This window comes from Salipiger sp. PrR007 (assembly GCF_010499845.1).
In the GTDB taxonomy this organism is placed as follows: Bacteria; Pseudomonadota; Alphaproteobacteria; order Rhodobacterales; family Rhodobacteraceae; genus Salipiger; species Salipiger pacificus_A.
On record NZ_JAAGOZ010000072.1, the window covers coordinates 112,246 to 128,711 of the forward strand.

Below are 16,466 nucleotides of genomic sequence, written 5' to 3' on the forward strand. Positions count from 1 at the left end.
CTGCTCAGATGATTTCCTCGATGAGGCCCGCAAGCACGGTCTCGCCGTTCTCCAGGTGGAGCGTGGCGAGGCCGTTTTCGTAGGTCATGCTCTGCACCTTGAGCGGCGCATAGGTCTGCGATGCGATCGTGGTACCTTCGGAATCCACCGCCTCGAGCTTCATCTTATAGTTGCCAGCCGGCAGCGGCAGCCCCTCGTAGTCGAGCCCGTCCCAGACCACCGTGTGGCGCGCCCCGGCGCTGGTGTCGAGCCCGGTGTAGCTGCGCAGCACGGTGCCATCCTCTGCGGTCACCGTCAGCGTCGCAGTCGCGGCCTCGGCAGCCAGGACGTAGGACATCTCGGCGGAGCCGCCGTCCTCGCCCAGCGTCACCCCCTCCGTCGCGGTCACCACCGAGCGGCCGATCAGCGACAGTCCGGTGATGGCCCCCATCGACGCCAGCTGGTCGGAGATGCCCTCGAGGTTGGAGTTGGTCGCAACCGATTGCTCTACCTGGCTGAGTTGCGCGAGCTGCGAGATGAAGGTTGTACTGTCCATCGGCTCGAGCGGGTTCTGGTTCTGGATCTGCGCGGTAAGCAGGGTGATGAAGCTCTCGTAGTCCTCCGAGAGCTGGCTCATCGAGCTGCTTGCGGAACTGGTGGTCGTGCTGACGCTGGTCGTGCCGAACGGATCAATGGCCATCGAGATAGGTCCCCGTCAAATGCTGATGTCCACGCTGCCCTCGGGCAGCAGGCGTGAGTGCGATGCCGCGCCGTCGAGGCTCGATGCCTCGGTGCTGACGCTGCCGTAAGTCGTGTAGCCGCCCATGCGGGCACCGTCGTGGTTTTGGCCGGAGTGCTGAGAGCCTCCCTGCGCGCCCATGTCAGAGAAGCTGAGCGCGCCATCCTCGACTGCGTGCCCGGCGTCGCGCAGCAGGGCAAGAAGCGCGTCGCGGTCGGAGCGCAGCGAGGACAGCACCGCCGCCTGATCGGCGCGCACGACGACCTGCAGCTTGCCCGCCTCGTCTGGCGTCAGCGAGATCTCGACCTTGCCCAGTCCCTCGGGCTTGAGTTCGACGTTGATCTCTCCCTCGGCGTTGGCGCTGGCGCGGATTTGACCCAGCACGTCTTGCCCCTGCACCGCCAGTTGCGGCGACGTACCAGCCACCTGCGCGGCGGCAAGGGCGCTGGCGGCAAGCGGCGTCGCGGAGACCGGCGCAAGCGGCATGGCCTGCATGTGCGATGCCGCGCCCTCCGCCGGCTGGGCGGCCACCTGGCCAGCCGTTGTGCCCGCCGCCAGCACCTGAACCGCTGCCCGCTGCCCGTCCGAGGTCTCGCCATCGGTCTGCGGCACCTTTTCAGCGATCCCCCGCAACTCGGCCGCAGGATGCCTGATGTCCTCTGGCAACCTCGACCCCGCCACGCCTTCCCCTGCGGGCTGGCCGCGCAGGGGAAGCGACAGCAGCTGCCCCAACCCGGAGACGGCCGGACCGCGCGGCTGCGCGACCTCTTCGGCCACGAGAATGGCCTGGCCCAAGAGCGCTGCCAGCGCGGCGGGTTCGCCCTCGATCTCATCGGCTCCGCCCAGCAACGCCTGGAGGTCTGCCAGCCCCTCGGAGAGGTCACGCCAGGACATCTCGTCCGCCGCGCCCTCGCTCCCGAAGCTCGCAGAGAGATCGGCAACCAGTGCTTCGGCGCGCTCCAACAGCGCCGGATCGCCGGCCAAAGCTGTGCCGAGCTGCGCGATCAGCGGGCCGACAATGGCCGCGATCTCTTCCTCGGACAGGTCTGGATCGGCCAGCGCCGCCTCGGCGTCGGCGAGCATGTCACCGAGCTCGCCGGACCCTGCCCCGTCGCCTTCCGCCGGAGGCGCGTCATCCCCCCCCAAGAGCGCGAGAAGGCCGGCGAAGGGTGTCTCCCCTTCCGCCGGCTTTTCCGCCGTGGCGCCATTCGTGGCTCCCGCGCCGCCGAATGCGCCGAGAATATTGATCATGTCAGCACTGCTCGCGAGAAGCCCCTGTCTATGAGATTGCGCCGCAGCCGCAGCATGGCGCGCTTTTCAACCTGCCGCAGGCGGTCCTGCGACACCCCGAGATCCCGGGCAATGCTGCCGAAGGGCTCGGGATCTGCCTGCAGGCGCCTGCGCCGGATCACCGCGGCTTCTTCCGGGGTCATCGGCTCCAGCGCCTCGGCCAGCAGGCGTGTCAGCATGGCCCGCTCGCTCTCCTGCGTGACCAGCTCCTCCGGCCCCGGCTCGCCCGATACGAGAATATCCCGCGGGCGCCCGTCCTCTTCGTCGTCACCGCCGTCGAGCGCGATGATCCCATGGGTGGCCATACGGATCCGGACGCGTTCCTCATCCGAGAGCTTGCCGGTCTGGGCATCGAGATAGGTGCGCGCCGGGATATCGATCACCGCCTTGATCCGCGCCAGCGCGCCGGAAATGCCGTTCATCACCCACCAGGCCGCATAGGTCGAGAAGCGCACCTCCTGCTGACGGTCGAAACAGTCGGCGGCCTTGATTAGGCCGAGAATTCCCTCGGCCGCCAGATCCTCGAGGTGCACCGGGTTGTCGGTGAACCGCGCGGCCTGGGACCACGCCTGCCGCGCGTGCGAGCGCAGCAGCAACTCAAGGGCCTTGCGGTCCCCGCTGTCTTGCCAATCGCAGATGGCGGTCCGTTCCTGCTCTACGTCAAGAAACGGCTCGCGCATGGCTGCCTGGTACGTCATGGACATCATGAAGAAACGCCCAACTCATTCTTGCCTGCAAGAATAAGTAAACACAGTTCTTCAACCTTCGGAAGAATATAATGATTTACTGAAGGTTAAACCGTGCAGCCAAGTTGCTCTTCAGCGGCGCGTCTTCGCGCTCGGGCGCCCCCATGACGGCGCGCAGCATGATCTCGGTCCGCGCCGCCCACTCGCTCAGCCGGAGCGGTGCATCCGAGACGCTCAGCAAGTCCTCAGGCACGAGCAGAGGGTCGGGCGAGCTGAAGCCGGGGTCGAGATCCGCGAGATAGACCGCAAGCTGCCGCTGCCAGAGGAAATCGGAGCGCATGAACAGCATGGGATCGGGCAGCAGCGGGCGTCGCTCGGCGAGCCAGTGACGCGACAGGCACCGACCGAGCCCACGGCAGAAGCCCTGCGGATCCACGTCATGCCCCTCTAGAACCAGCGTCGCGGCCCGGCGCATCGCGGCGTGGGCCATGATATAGAGCGCGTCGGTCTCGTGCTCCATCGGCACACCGCCAAGGCTCTGGGCCAAAACCAGCGCCTCGCCCACCGTCTCGCCAAGGAGCTGCGAGAAGGAGCTTCCGCCTTCCGGCAACATCACCACCATCGTGCCATAGGGCAAGTCGAGCGGCAGCTCTTCGACAAGCACGTCGCCAAGCGGGAGAGCGGGGGCCAGTTCCAGCTCGTCGGCCATGACCAGCGGCCGCGCACAGCCGCCCTTTGCGATCAGGATTACCACCTGGACCGGCAGGATCGAGGAAAGCGCCGCACGAAACCGCAAGCCGAAGCCCGTGTCGGGCAGCGCCACGCCGTTCCGCCAGATCAACCGAAGTACATCCCCGCCACGCATCTGCTTACCCATGCCCCAAGTGAGTCATTTCCCCAGGACATACAGTAAATTTTGAGCGGATATCCGCAAACCCACCAAATGTTAATGGTTCCGCCAGATGTAGGGGGGTTGAACTTTCCAAGCCCTACATCCTGACAGGCGAGTCGCCCCTCGAAGGCCCTGTGTTTGCAGGGGTTCCCGGCGCCGAAACAGACCGAGCCAAAGCGCCAAACCGAAGTCCACACCCTCTGACTTATCTTTACATAGTTCGAATTAGGTGTGGATATGCAGGAGGGTGCTGCAAACAGGACACTAAATGTGGTGAATTATTCGGTCATATTTCCGAACGCCGCGACGTCGCTCAGGGCTGCGTATCCCGCGGATACTGCAATGTGACGCTGATGCGGCGGTTTTCCGGGGCCATCGGGTGCTCCGGGTCCAGTGGAACCGTGTCGGCAAGGCCGGAAATACGGGTGATCCGGGTCGGGTTCACCCCGGTATCAACCAGCACGCGCCGCGTGGCATTGGCGCGGTCGGCCGAAAGCTCCCAGTTGGAATAGGTTCCCGCCCGCGCGTAGGGCACCGAGTCCGTGTGCCCGGAAATCGAGATCTCGTTCGGCAGGTCGACGATGGCCTCGGCAACGATGCGCAGCAGGTCGCGCGTCCGCTCCTCGATCCGGGCACTGCCGGTCGCGAACATCGAGGTACTGTTCTTGTCGACGATCTGGATCTCGAGCCCGTCCGCAGTGCGTTCGAACAGCAGGTTGTCAATCATGGCCTCGAGCTTGGGATCCTCGGTGACGCGGTCGGTGATCGACTGCTCGAGACGGGTCTGCGTCTCCTGCCACTCCTGCTCGGCGCGTTCGAGTTGCTCTGCCTCGGCCTCGGAATCCGCGGCGGCCTGCGCCGCGGCGATGCCATCGGCGACCCCGTTCTCGCCTGTGTTGATCGTCTGGCTGTCCTGCGTGCCGTCGGGACGCGAGTCGAATTCCACGACGACCCGAGAGTCCGGGTCGCGCAGGCGGCTGTCGAAAACCGCCAGCGGGTTCTCTTGGCCGAAGCTCGGCAGTTGCACAGGGCTCTGCGGGCCGTCGGTGCCGCTCATTACGCCATCCTGGCCCAGCACCGTGCCGTCGAGCAACCCATCCCCGCGCCCGCCGGACTCGGAGAGCGAGGGGGTGAAATAGTCGGCAAGTCCGCGCAGTTTTTCCTCGTCGGAGGCGGCAAGGATCCAGAGCAGCAGGAAGAAGGCCATCATCGCCGTCATGAAGTCGGCATAGGCGACTTTCCAAGCGCCGCCGTGATGCCCGTGACCGCCGGTCTCCTCGATCCTCTTGATGATGACCGACTGCTCGTTCCTGCCTGCCATGCTCTGCCTTTACTCTTGCCCCGCCATCACCGTGCGGTCGTATTTTCCGAGGCCTGCCTCCTTGGCGTGGGCCGCTTTCTTGCGCGAGTAGCTCGGCGCTACCAACGGGAAGTCCTCGGGAAGACCGAAAGCCGCGCGGTACTGCGCTTCGGTCATCCCGTGCTCGGCACCGAGGTGGCGCTTGAGCATCTTGAAGCCGCGACCGCAGCACAGGCAGTAGACCTTTTCCTCGGTCACCGCCTGGGCCACCGGCAGCGCGGGCCGCATCCCGCCGTGTCCCTGCGCGGCGCCGTGCGCCGGCTCGGCCATCGTGGCAGAGGCGGGCATGTCCTGCACCTCACCCGTCAACCGCCTGTACAGATTCACGATCTCATCCGGGGTCACGTCCGGTCTAGACGCGTAGGCCGCCACGATCCGGGCCACCATATCCTGCGATTCGTCATGTCCACTCATAATCTCATCCTGCCGATCGTCGTTCTGCTTTCGCATCGAAGGGACCAAACGCACTTCTGTCCGTTCTTGCTTGTCCTTGAACAAGCGCGCCCGTCGACGGGGATTGCACTTTTACTTTACATAGATTCTTGCCGCTGCGGCAATTTAACCTTCCCACTCCATGTTTCGAGCGGCTTCCCGCCGGTCGAGGTAGGATTGCGAAACCAGCGGCGCGTCTTTCGGCAGGCGCCACTTCCTGCGGTATTCCTCGGGCGTCATCCCCAGAACCTCGCGCAGATGCCTGCGCAGAAGGGGCTTTTGCATCCCGGTTTCGCGGCATGTCAGCATCGAGTATGAGTCGCCCCGCGGTGACGACACATTTGCCCGGCTCCACCTTAAAATCCGCAAAAGGAACCCTCGCAACTCTTTACCCATTCCCTTGTCTCTACTTAGTGTTCTTACTCGCTCTTGGTAGAGCAGATAGGATTAGAAGGTTAATCCATGTTGAATGCCGCGAGTTTTCGTCCAGTCATGGGAAAAAATCCGACAAAACCTTGTCCGACGAGAGCGAAATGACAAATCGTGCCTCATTTGCCGTGGTTGTCGAGCGCGACACGGCGCAGCGCACCGCTTGGTCGCAGCTGCTCGAGCGCAGCGGACTGCGCCGCGTGCTGCGCCGCGCCCGCCCCGCCGAGGCCCGCGAGCTGGTGACCCCGGGCGCGCCGCTGACCGCCATGCTCGTGGGTCTGACCGCCCATCTGCCGCGGGATGATGACATGCTCGGGCTGATCGCCGAGGCGCGGCGGCTGGTCCCCGATGCGGTGATCCTCGCCATCGATCACGGCAACCGCCCGCGCGGCGCCGCCGAGATCTTCGCCGCCGGAGCCGATGACGCGCTGCGGGCCGACCATGATCCCTCGGAGCTGCGCGCACGGCTTTCGGTCAGACTGCGGGGCGCCTCGCTTGCCGGGCAACGCGCGGCGAGGCTGGTACAGCTCGGACTGACCCCGCTGGAAGAGCGCATTCTCGCTTTCCTGAATGTGCGGCGCGGCCAGATCGTCAGCCGGTCCGCGCTCGCCGCAGAGGTGGCCGGAGCCGAATGGAGCTACGGCGACCGGCGCTTCGATGTGCATGTCGGAAGGATCAGGAAGAAGCTGGAAGAGAGCTACGGCACCGCGCTGCGGGTCCGCACGATCCGGGCGCAGGGTTACGTGCTCGAAGGCGACGCCCCGCTCTAGTTGTCGAAGGCCATCTCGAGCACCGATGTCTCGAAGTTCGCCGGCATCTCCACCGCCCTCATCATCGTGCCGGTCATCAGCCCCGCGCCGGTGAGCACCGCCAGCGCCACCCGCAGCGGCGAGAAGACGCGGCGGGTGCGGCGCGGCTTGGCCGCGACCGGGGGCACCGCCGCCGCCGGCACCGCAGGTTCGGCGGACTGCGTCGCCGGGCCTGGCGCCACAAAGACCCCATGTCCGGTCACCGTTACCTCGGCCACGCGGGGCGATGCGGCAAACCGCTGGCGCAGGGCGGCGGGAAAGCGGCTCTCGGGGATATCAATGACCAGAGGCGCGCCGGCGACCCAACCTTGCACCGCCTTACGCGGCAGCACGAAGCGCGAAAAATCGTCGCGGAAACCGACCTCCTCGATCAGCACGGCGCGGGTCTGGATGGTCACCAACCCGGGGCAGAGGGTCACCCGGACACCGCGGTGACCGAGGCTGACCTCCGCCTCCACGAACTGGCACTCGCTGCCTGAAACCACCTCGGCGGGCAGGTAGCCCTCGGGCATCTCGGGCTTGGGCTTGCGGCGCGCCACTGGTCGCGGCGCAAGCTCGGCGAGGTGCAGCCGGGGGCGCCAACGGAAGGGCTCGGGGCCGCGCAGCGCCGCGCTGACCTTCTCGGCCAAGGGGTCGGTGACCGGCGCGGGGGCCGGCGCCGGACGCGCCTTGCGCTCCTGCTCGAAGCGGTAGTTGATCAGGTAGTCCTCGGCCATCTCCGGCAGGTCATCCTCGCCGGCCACCAGCTTCAGAAGCTTCTGCTCGTCCGAGAAGAGCACCCTACGCGTCGGGTAGCCCTCGACCGGAGGCACGACGGCGAACCCGCCCTTGCCGCAGTCCAGCACCGCCGCGGCCTTGCGCAGCACCGAGCGTCCCTCGTCAAGGTGATGCAGCACCATTTCGCAGGTGCCCGCGTCGTCGAGGCAGAGCACAAGGCCGATCTCGTCGGGCCATTCGGCGAAGACCGTCAGAAGCTCACCGGCCTCGAAAAAATATGCGAGCTTTTCGGCGTTCATGATCAGTGGCCTCGAACAGTTCTTCAACTTCGGAATCTATTCTTGTTTATACTTGAAAGAAAGTCAAATTTACATATGCTCATCATGACAGCCGGCGCATCCCGGCAAAAGAGCCAAGCAGAGATTTCCCCATGACGCTGATCCTCGGTCTCGCCCTTGTCTTCGGCCTGGTCTTCGGAGGATTCATCCTCTCCGGTGGCAAGATGGACATCGTGCTGCACGCCCTGCCCTTCGAGGGCATGATGATCGGCGGCGCCTCGATCGGGGCCTTCGTCATCGCCAACAGCTTCACGGTCATCAAGAGCGCGGGCAAGGGCGTGATCAAGGTCGTGCGGGGCCCGCGCTGGAAAACCAAGGATTACGCCGACCTGCTCAACCTGATGTTCGAGCTGTCGCGCATATACAAATCCCGCGGCATCCTCGCCCTCGACAGCCACATCGAGTCCCCGAAAGAGAGCGACATCTTCGCGCGCTACCCGCGCATCGCGTCGGACCATTTCGCCATCGACCTGATCCGCGACAGCTTCCGCATGCTGTCGATGCAGTTCGACGACAAGTACCAGACCGAGGATGTGATCAACCGCAAGATCAAGAAGCACCACCATGAGGCCATGGCCTCGGCGCACGCGATCCAGACCATGGCCGACGGCCTGCCCGCGATCGGCATCGTCGCGGCGGTTCTGGGGGTGATCAAGACCATGTCCTCTATCGACCAACCGCCCGAGATCCTCGGCGGGATGATCGGTGGCGCGCTGGTCGGCACCTTCCTCGGCGTGTTCCTCGCGTACTGCATGGTGCAGCCGATCTCCGGCCGCCTGGCCCAGATCGAGGAAGAGGACGCGGCCTTCTACCACATCATCCGCGACATCTTCGTGGCCATGGTCTCCGACCACCCGCCGAGCATCTGCGTCGAGATCGGCCGCGGCAATATTCCGACCCGGATGCAGCCCGACTTCTACGAGGTCGAGGCCGCGCAAAAGGAACTGCCCGCGGCATGAGCCTTCTGCGCACCATTCCCCTGCTGCTCTTCGCCGGCATGGCCTCGGCAGAAAGCGCACCAACGCCGCAGGAGGATTTGGCGACGCTGGGTTATATCTCCGCCGCACGGCCGGGCAAGTTCCACGCCATGCCGCCCTCGGGGAACGGCTTTCCCGAGCCCATCCTAGCCCGGATGCGGATGGCGCTCGGCGGCGAGCGGCCGATGCCCTCGGCGCCGAATCCCGACAGCCCCGCCGCGGCGACCGATGGCCACTGACGCCACCCGGCGCCGCCTGCGCGCGCTACAGGTGATGGAGCGCCTCAAGTCGCTCGAGACCGAGCGGCAAGCGGCGGAGACCGGCGCGATCCGCGCCCGCATGGACAGGCTCGAAAACGACAAAACGGCGCTGCTGGAGCGGCTCTCCGGCGAGTCGCGGATCGACGGGCTCGAGGGCGCCCCCTACCTTGGGCGTTTCATCCGCTCGATCCGCGCCGAGGTCGACCGCATCTCAAACGACGCCGCCAAGCTGGCACCCGAGCTTGCCCGCTCCGAGGAGAAGCTGCGCGCCGCGCTGGCCGAGCAGAAGACCTACGAGATCCTCCGCCTCAAGCGCCTCGCCGAAGAGCGCGAGGCGCGTGTCAAGCGCGAGGCAGACGCGCAGGACGAGCTCTCGCTGCAGCGCTGGAACCGCACCGGCTGACCCGCCGCCCCCGACCCGCACGCCTGCACCGATACCGGGCAGCCGCGCCACACTTGCAGCACCGGTTCACGCGCCGGTAGATCCAGAATTGCTTTTATCACGCACCTGTGGAAGGCTTTTCGCAGGGTTTCCCGGCTTCGTTTCTCGCCGCGAAATCAGCATTTTCGAGACTGCGTTTGAATGAGTGCCGTTCCGGGGCCGCGCGAGGGATCCACGAAGGATCAAGGCGCGGCGCGTTGCCGGGACCGTAATTTCCCAAGGAACAGCCACCTCCGATACGAGGATATTTGCCATGACTGTCCGCCTTTCATTTCGCCCGACGTTGCTTGCCGCCCTGCTGACCTCTGCCAGCCTGCCCCTTGCCGCCCATGCGCAGAACAGCGGGCCGCAACTCAGCTTCGGGCTGACCACCTTCGCGGATGTCCCAACCAGCGGCGACACCGATGACGACGCGCTTTACAACTGGCGGGTCGACATCAAGCTCAACTACGCGGAGATCTGGTCCGGAGGTTCGATCAGCGGGCACTTCGAATACAACGACGGCGACGGCTACGTCGGCCTCGGCGAAGGCGGCCTGGTCTGGCCGACCAACACTTTCGCGACGCTGCCCTCCGTCACCTCGGACAATGAGACCACGCTGTCGCTGACCCTCACGCAGCAGTTCAACAACACCACCAGCGTCAGCTTCGGCAAGTTCAACGTGATTGATCTGGCCGAGGCGGTGCCGCTTCTGGGCGGACAGGGCCAGGGTGGATTCCAGTACCTCGGCATCGGCGCCCCCGGCAACTTCGTGCTCCCGCCCTACATTTTCGGCGGCGTGCTGACGGTGAACTATGCGCCGATGATCTATACGCTGATGATCTATGATGCGAACAACGCACAAGGCGAGGACTTCTGGGACGATCTCTTCGACGACGGCGTGGTCTACAATGGCACCGCCACCTACACGACCCAGATCAACGGCATGCCCGGCTTTTACAGCTTCAACATTGCCCATTCGACCAAGAAGGGCACCGACTACGAATCCTTGTTGCTTTCGCCCAGCGATGACGCCTTCGCGGGCACCAAGGACGGGGTCAATTACACCGGCGTCAGCTTCCAGCAATACCTCTGGAGCGATCCCCAGAACCCGATGGTCGGCTGGGGCGTCTTCGGCCAGATCGGCTACGGCGATGGCAACCCCAACCCGCTCGACGAGATGTTCCTGTTGGGCGTCGGGGGCAACTCGCCGCTCTACGGGCGGCAGGGGGACCGCTGGGGCATAGCCTGGAGCAAGTACAACTGGTCCGACAAGCTGGGTGACGCGCTGGGGGCCTACGGGGTCAACCTGCAGGACGAGTCGGCGGTCGAGGCCTTCTACGAGGCCGCGCTCACCGAGAACTGGCGCCTCGGCGGCAATATCATGTGGGTCAAGCCGAGCTTCGAAAGCTACGACGACTACACCCAAGTCGGATTCCGCATCCGCGCGACCTTCTGACCCTTCGGGCCTGTCCCCGCGGGGACAGGCTTCGGCCCCGCCTCAGACGAAGCTGAAGTTGCGCGCCGCGCTCACGTCGGAGATGCGCAGATCGCCTTGCAGCAGCAAGCTTCCCTGCGCGCCGAAGCGGATGGTGATGCCCGCCTCGCTGGCCGCGAAGCTAAGGTCCGACAGATCGTCGATCCCCGGCAGGTCGACCTCGATCACGTCCTTCCCGGGGGTGAAATCGGTGATCACGTCGCCGCCGGTGAGGTCGCCCTCCTCCAGCACGAAAACGTCCCGCCCAGCCCAGCCGGTCAGCGTGTCCGCCCCCGGCCCGCCCGAGAGCCTGTCATTGCCCACCATCCCGTTGAGCACGTCATGCTCTTCGTTGCCGGTCAGTATGTCGTCGCCCTCGCTGCCGACCAGCGTGTCGCTTCCCTGGTTGCCGGAAATGAGATCGTTGCCGTCCCCACCCTTGAGGTAATCACCCCCGCCCCAGCCGAGCAGACGGTCATCCCCAGCGCCGCCATTGGCGCTGTCATCCCCCTTGCCGCCGACCAGCCTGTCGTCGCCCGCCAGTCCCTCGAGCGTATCGTCGCCGTCACCCCCCTCCAGCGTGTCGCCTGTCGTGCTGCCCGTGATCCGCTCGCCCGTGTCGCCGACGGTGTCCGGCTCCGCCGCATCGATGCCCGAGGTGTCGAAGGTGATCTCGATGACCTCGAAGGGATCGAGGGTGATCGGCACCTTGGTCCCGGTGACTGCGATATCCGTCAGCTTGGCCCGCACGTCGTTCTCGTTGATGTAGTAGCGCTGGCCGTTGACCAGTAGGCTGTCGGCCTCCTGGAAGCCTTCGCCCGGCACGTAGTGCACCCCGTCGCTGGAGTTGGCCGAGACATCCGCGCCAATCTTCACCGCCGAGGCAGAGGCGTATTCGGGCACCAGCGTCGAGAGATCGAGCTCCAGCTCGAGGCTGTCGGTGGCGCGCGAGGCGACGTAGACGACGGTGCTGTCCTCGGACTGCCAGGCGTGGAAGGTGAAGCTGCCATCCTCGATGGAAAGGTCAGTCTCGAGCAGTTCCAGTCCCGGCAAGCTGGAGCTCATCAGATCGAATGTCGCGCCGTTGATCGTGTTCAGCACCCGCCCCTCGGCGTCGGTAAGGACGTTCTCGTGCTGCTTTCCGGCAAGGTCGGTGGGCGTGTTGTGCTGCACCGGCCAGACATGCGCCGCGTCGACGCCGAGCCCGTTCATGTTGGAGGTCATCTCGACCATGACCGAGGCAGAGCGCAGACCGGTCTCCGTGGTGTCCGAGGTGCGCACATTCCACTCGGTGACGTAGAGATCGAGCTCCTTGTCAAAGGCGTCGTCCCAAACCGCGTAGTCGCGGTTGATGAAGTTCATCTCGCCGCTGGTGCCCTCGAACTCGGTCACCCGCTTGTCGTAGTAGTAATGCTCGACCACCCCGTCGAGGGCCTCGCGCGCCTCGCTGCCAAGTTGGCCGATGATGGTGCGGTTGGCATCCTGCACGCGCTGCAAATAGGGGCGATCATCGATCGAGACGTGATATTCCGACCCCGCGAAGGGCGAGGCCATCTGCACGAGGATCGCCGCCTGATCCTCCGGCTCGAAGCCGGCCTCCTCCATGCCACGCGCCAGCGCCACGGCGGCGACATCGGCCTTGGCCCCATAGGCGGTCTCGCCCATGCTCCAGTATTCATTGCCGATCTCGAAGGCTTCGACCACGTCCGAATGGTCGCGCATCACCGTCTCGGCAAAGCGGGCTATGTCCCCGTCGAGCGCCTCGTAGTCAGTCACGCTGTAGTTCTTGGTTGGCAGCACCAGCGTTACCTTGGCGCCACTCTCGCGCGCCCAATCCAGCATATCAGTCACTTCGTGCCGGAGCGCCCATGCCCCGTCCACCCGCTCCATCTGCAGGATATTGAGGAACCCCGCGCCATCCTCCTCGAGATCGCCGCTGTCGCCCTGCCCGGCAGGGAAGCGCAGATGGGTGATGTCGAGCGCATCCGCCGCAGCGCCGAAATTGTCGAAAGGCAGCCCGTCCTCGGTGTTGACGCTGAACACGAGGTTGCCGCCGAAATAGGCCCCCTCCAGCACCTGTCCGGTACCCATCGCCGCGGTGACCGAGACTTGCGTTCCGTCGAAGGCGGGCGGGGCGGCCGCGAACGGCGTCACGGCAGCGAGGTTGCCCAGCCAGCCGCGCGGGTCGCCGAGTTCGGCCGCGTCCACGCCGTCGATCACCGCGAGCACCCGGCCCTCGAAGACCAGCGCCGTGCCGCTGCCATCCTCGGCTTCCGCGACCGTCAGGCTGCCATAGGCCGCCCCTGCCGAAAGCCGCGTGCCGTCCGGCTGCACCAGGGTGATGAGTTCCGGAGCACCGTCGTTGCCCCGCAGGTCATAGGTGTGCAGCGTCATCGGAACGAAGGCCCCCTCCCCCTGCGGCACCACGATCTCGTAGCTGTCCTTTCCCGCCGCGCCCGCAAGATGATCGCCCGCGTCGCCGCGCAGCGTGTCGTCCCCGGCGTTGCCAACCAGCGTGTCGCCCACCGTCTCGGCCCCCTCCTCGTCGACGCCGTTGACGAAATCGTCGCCGGACTGGCCGTCGAGATAGTCGCCTCCGCCAAGACCCACCAGCGTATCCGCTCCGCTCCCGCCGAAGAGCTCGTCGCGCCCCTCGCTGCCGGTAAGCGCGTCGTCGCCGTCGAAAAAGCCGGTGAGCGCGGGCGAGAAGTTCCCGATCCAGACGGTCTCGTAGAAAAGCTCCTCGGCGGTGTGGCCCTCGATCACCGCCACCACCTCGCCGTTCATGTAGATCCCCGCGCCGCTGCCGTCGGGCATGTCGCCGATGCCTGCCGCGAGCGTGCCGTCGAAAAAGGCGGCGCGCGGGAGGATCTCGCCCTCCGGCGTCACAAAGACCACGCGGTCGGGCACGTCCTGCTCGGTGAAGCGGGTGAAGTCGAGATCGGTGATGGTAACCGGCGCGGCGCCCTCCTGCCCCACCGGCACGACGAAGATATCCGCATTTGCGCCGCCGGTCATCCTGTCGCCGTCATTGCCCCAGAGGACGTCGTTCCCCGCGCCGCCCTCCAGCACATCCGGCGCCCCGAGCGCCTCGTCTACGAAAAGTAGGATGTCGTTCCCCGCCCCACCCTGCGCGCTGTCCGCCCCCTGCGTGCCGACGAGCTGGTCATTTCCCTCCCCGCCGATAAGCAGGTCGTCCCCGGCACCTCCGTCCAGAGTGTCATTGCCCGGGCCGCCGGAAAGCGCGTCACTCCCTGCACTGCCGATCAGCGTCGCGCCATTGAGGTCCGCTGTCTCATCGGCATCTTCGGCGGCCCTGTCCTCCGGGGCATCCTCCTCGCCCGAGGACGACGTGCCGCCCGCCACGCTCCACAGGATACCGCCGATAAGAAGGGAGAAGAGGTAAAGCGTGGGCATGAAAACAACCGGAACCAGAATGCGAGGGCACGGCCCACGGTGCAGGCGCCGAACCACAACAACTCCGCGCAGTCTAGGACATATTCCCGCCGCAATTTAGCAATTTTTGGAAACTTCGCGTTTCCAGACTCCGGGCAATGCACGCAGGCCACACGAATTCCGCATGCAGGAACGGGCGCCGCCAGAGGGGCGCCCGTTCCCGACCGAAAGAGACGGCGGTCAGATCAGATGCCGCGGGATGGTCTCGGACCAGTCCTTCGCGAAGACTTCCTCGCCATTGAGCGTGACCGACATCCGGGCCTTCAGGAAGAAACTCTCCGTATCGCTGGTCATCTCGCTGTCGAGCACCGAAACGGTCTGCCATCCCTCACGGCCCATCTCGTAGACTTGGTGCAGCTTGTAGCGCGCCGAGGTCGGATCGTCGGGATGGATGGTCAGCTCGCGCCGCAAACTGTGCGAGAGCACCGTGCCGATCTCGTCGAAGCGCAGCACCCCCTCGCCGAAAAGCCCGCCCTCGCCGTTGGTCACATAGGTGACCTCGCCGGTTAGGTAGTCGGTCGTGACACGGCGCTCGAGCTTGGCGGGCCGGATCATGGTCATCGGGCAGGCCGGACCATGCGCCGGGGGCTCGAAACCCGGATGAACGTCGCCGCCGCGACGCTGCGGCACGTGCAGCAGGCTGCGCGCGGTGTCGATGGTCAGCGTGGCCGCCTCGGGCGCGGGCCAGATGATCGGCCAGTAGGCGGTGCCCACCGAGACGCGCAGCTTGTGACCCGCGGCAAACCGGTGGCCGCAGGCCGAGAGCTTGACCTTCACGGTCTCGAAGTGTCCCGGCACCAGCGCCTCAGGGGTCTCGTGGCCGTTCCGATGGGTGAGGTTCAGCACCTGGTAGCTCACCCGGGTGACCTTGCCATCGGGCGCGACGTCGCCGAGCCGCACCACCAGTTGCGCCACCGGCTTGTCCGAGGCGAGGTGCAGGTCGAGCTCGGGCACGCCGAGGATTTCAAGATCGGAGCCGAATACCCCGGTTTCGAAGACCAGCGCGCCGCCGTCCTCGATGCGCTGATCGGCAGGCATCTCGCCCGGGCAGCCGACGCCCATCCATTCGCCCGCGGCAATGCCATGGCTCTGGGGCGAACGGATCGGCAGCAGAGCGCCCTCTTCCGGCGCATCGGCGAGCGCGCCGCCGGGGGTCAAGTGCATCTGCCGCATAGGCTCGGCCAGCGGCCAGTCGGAGCCAACCCAGCGGCCCGGCTGGTCGGGGCGCGAGGTCTCGGGCGCAATGGGATCGTTGATGTAAGCGCGCAGCTTGGGCTCCTGCATCACGCCGGTATCCTTGCCCTTCAGCCACTGGTCCCACCAGCGTGTCGCCTCTTGCAGGAAACCGATCGCCGGGCCCGGCACGCCGTCCTGCGGGTAGACGTGCCCCCAAGGGCCGATGATGCCGCGCGTGGGAACCTGCAGGTTTTCCAGCAAGCGCGGCACCGAGTTCGTGTAGCTATCGGCCCAAGCTCCGACGACCATCACCGGGCACTGGATTGCCGAATAGTCCTCCTGCACCGAACCGTGCTTCCAGTATGCGTCATAGCTCTGATGCTCGGCCCAGAGAGCCGGGAAGAAGGGCAGCGTTTCCAGTCTCTTCTGCCAGTCCTCGCGCCAGCTTTCGCCGACCACCTCAGGATCGAGCGGACGGGCCTGGTAGCCCATCATGATCGAACCCCACCAGAGGTTGTCGTTCAGCAGGCAGCCATTCATGAAGTGAATGTCGTCCTTGAACCGGTCGTCGGTGGAGTAGCAGGTGATGATCGCCTTCAGCGCCGGGGGACGGCGCGCGGCGACCTGCAGCGAGTTGAACCCCGACCAGCTCTTGCCCATCATCCCGACATTGCCGTCGCACCAGTCCTGCGCCGCGATCCAGGCGATGACCTCGCAGGCGTCGTCCTGTTCCAGCTCGAGGTACTCGTCGGCCATGTGGCCCTCGGACTCGCCGGTGCCGCGGATGTCGACGCGCACGGCGGCATAGCCGTGTTCCGCGAAATAGCCGTGCATCGGCTCGTCGCGGCCGCGGGTGCCGTCGCGCTTGCGGTAGGGAATGTACTCCAGAACCGCCGGGACCGCGTGGCTGCGGGCGCCCTCGGGCAGGAAGAGCCGGGCGCTGAGCCGCGTGCCATCCGGCATCGGGATCCAGACGTGTTCGATGAATTCGGTGGCCATGATGACTTCCGTTTATCGTGTGTATTCAG

At 65.8% G+C, this 16,466-nt stretch carries 15 protein-coding genes; 5 read left to right on the plus strand and 10 right to left on the minus strand.

The features are described 5' to 3' along the window. Positions 1-4: 4 nt before the first annotated feature. The 7 genes from G0Q01_RS22825 to G0Q01_RS26965 all read right to left on the minus strand — a co-directional run bounded on the left by G0Q01_RS22825 (position 5) and on the right by G0Q01_RS26965 (position 5,774). Positions 5-679 carry a flagellar hook assembly protein FlgD gene (locus G0Q01_RS22825; protein WP_164197894.1) on the minus strand — a complete coding sequence of 225 codons (675 nt, stop codon included), beginning with the start codon at positions 677-679 and terminating at the stop codon, positions 5-7. Between the two features lie 15 nt (positions 680-694). After that, positions 695-1,969 carry a flagellar hook-length control protein FliK gene (locus G0Q01_RS22830; protein ID WP_164197893.1) on the minus strand — a complete coding sequence of 425 codons (1,275 nt, stop codon included), beginning with the start codon at positions 1,967-1,969 and terminating at the stop codon, positions 695-697. Next, positions 1,966-2,715 (minus strand): sigma-70 family RNA polymerase sigma factor, encoded by a 750-nt coding sequence (locus G0Q01_RS22835; protein WP_164197892.1) that lies wholly within the window; start codon positions 2,713-2,715, stop codon positions 1,966-1,968. Before G0Q01_RS22835 ends, G0Q01_RS22830 begins: the two co-directional genes overlap by 4 nt. A gap of 76 nt (positions 2,716-2,791) precedes the next feature. Next, positions 2,792-3,571 carry a hypothetical protein gene (locus tag G0Q01_RS22840; RefSeq protein WP_164197891.1) on the minus strand — a complete coding sequence of 260 codons (780 nt, stop codon included), beginning with the start codon at positions 3,569-3,571 and terminating at the stop codon, positions 2,792-2,794. 328 nt (positions 3,572-3,899) lie between these two features. Further along, on the minus strand, positions 3,900-4,907 hold the full coding sequence (locus G0Q01_RS27225; RefSeq protein ID WP_164197890.1) for a flagellar motor protein MotB: 1,008 nt from the start codon (positions 4,905-4,907) through the stop codon (positions 3,900-3,902). Positions 4,908-4,916: 9 nt separating this feature from the next. Further along, the gene (locus G0Q01_RS22850) at positions 4,917-5,360 is read right to left on the minus strand and encodes a MucR family transcriptional regulator (RefSeq protein WP_108970417.1); all 444 of its coding nucleotides are present in this window, start codon (positions 5,358-5,360) and stop codon (positions 4,917-4,919) included. Positions 5,361-5,504: 144 nt separating this feature from the next. Then, positions 5,505-5,774: a MucR family transcriptional regulator gene (locus G0Q01_RS26965; protein WP_203595138.1), complete on the minus strand. Its 270-nt coding sequence runs from the start codon at positions 5,772-5,774 to the stop codon at positions 5,505-5,507. Between the two features lie 137 nt (positions 5,775-5,911). On the opposite strand from G0Q01_RS26965, the gene G0Q01_RS22860 reads away from it, so the two are divergent. Further along, on the plus strand, positions 5,912-6,577 hold the full coding sequence (locus G0Q01_RS22860; protein ID WP_164197889.1) for a response regulator transcription factor: 666 nt from the start codon (positions 5,912-5,914) through the stop codon (positions 6,575-6,577). Here G0Q01_RS22860 and G0Q01_RS22865 read toward each other — a convergent pair. After that, the gene (locus G0Q01_RS22865; protein ID WP_164197888.1) at positions 6,574-7,632 is read right to left on the minus strand and encodes a hypothetical protein; all 1,059 of its coding nucleotides are present in this window, start codon (positions 7,630-7,632) and stop codon (positions 6,574-6,576) included. The two genes, G0Q01_RS22860 and G0Q01_RS22865, sit on opposite strands and share 4 nt — an antisense overlap. A gap of 131 nt (positions 7,633-7,763) precedes the next feature. Here G0Q01_RS22865 and motA point away from each other — a divergent pair, with 131 nt between their 5' ends. From motA to G0Q01_RS22885, 4 genes are all read left to right on the plus strand, one after another. Then, entirely contained in the window at positions 7,764-8,630 is an 867-nt protein-coding gene (gene motA / locus G0Q01_RS22870; protein WP_108970252.1) for a flagellar motor stator protein MotA, read from the plus strand. Beyond that, positions 8,627-8,887, plus strand: coding sequence for a hypothetical protein (locus tag G0Q01_RS22875; RefSeq protein WP_164197887.1), 261 nt, complete (start codon positions 8,627-8,629; stop codon positions 8,885-8,887). Before motA ends, G0Q01_RS22875 begins: the two co-directional genes overlap by 4 nt. After that, a complete protein-coding gene (locus tag G0Q01_RS22880) occupies positions 8,877-9,311 on the plus strand; it encodes a flagellar FliJ family protein (protein WP_164197886.1) in 435 nt (144 codons plus the stop codon). Before G0Q01_RS22875 ends, G0Q01_RS22880 begins: the two co-directional genes overlap by 11 nt. Before the next feature lie 292 nt (positions 9,312-9,603). Continuing rightward, positions 9,604-10,788 (plus strand): carbohydrate porin, encoded by a 1,185-nt coding sequence (locus tag G0Q01_RS22885; protein ID WP_164197885.1) that lies wholly within the window; start codon positions 9,604-9,606, stop codon positions 10,786-10,788. A 42-nt stretch (positions 10,789-10,830) separates the two neighbouring features. Here G0Q01_RS22885 and G0Q01_RS22890 read toward each other — a convergent pair whose 3' ends face one another. Both G0Q01_RS22890 and G0Q01_RS22895 read right to left on the minus strand, forming a co-directional pair. After that, the gene (locus G0Q01_RS22890) at positions 10,831-14,223 is read right to left on the minus strand and encodes a calcium-binding protein (RefSeq protein WP_164213896.1); all 3,393 of its coding nucleotides are present in this window, start codon (positions 14,221-14,223) and stop codon (positions 10,831-10,833) included. 219 nt (positions 14,224-14,442) lie between these two features. Further along, a complete protein-coding gene (locus G0Q01_RS22895) occupies positions 14,443-16,437 on the minus strand; it encodes a CocE/NonD family hydrolase (RefSeq protein WP_164213897.1) in 1,995 nt (664 codons plus the stop codon). Between the last annotated feature and the right edge of the window lie 29 nt (positions 16,438-16,466).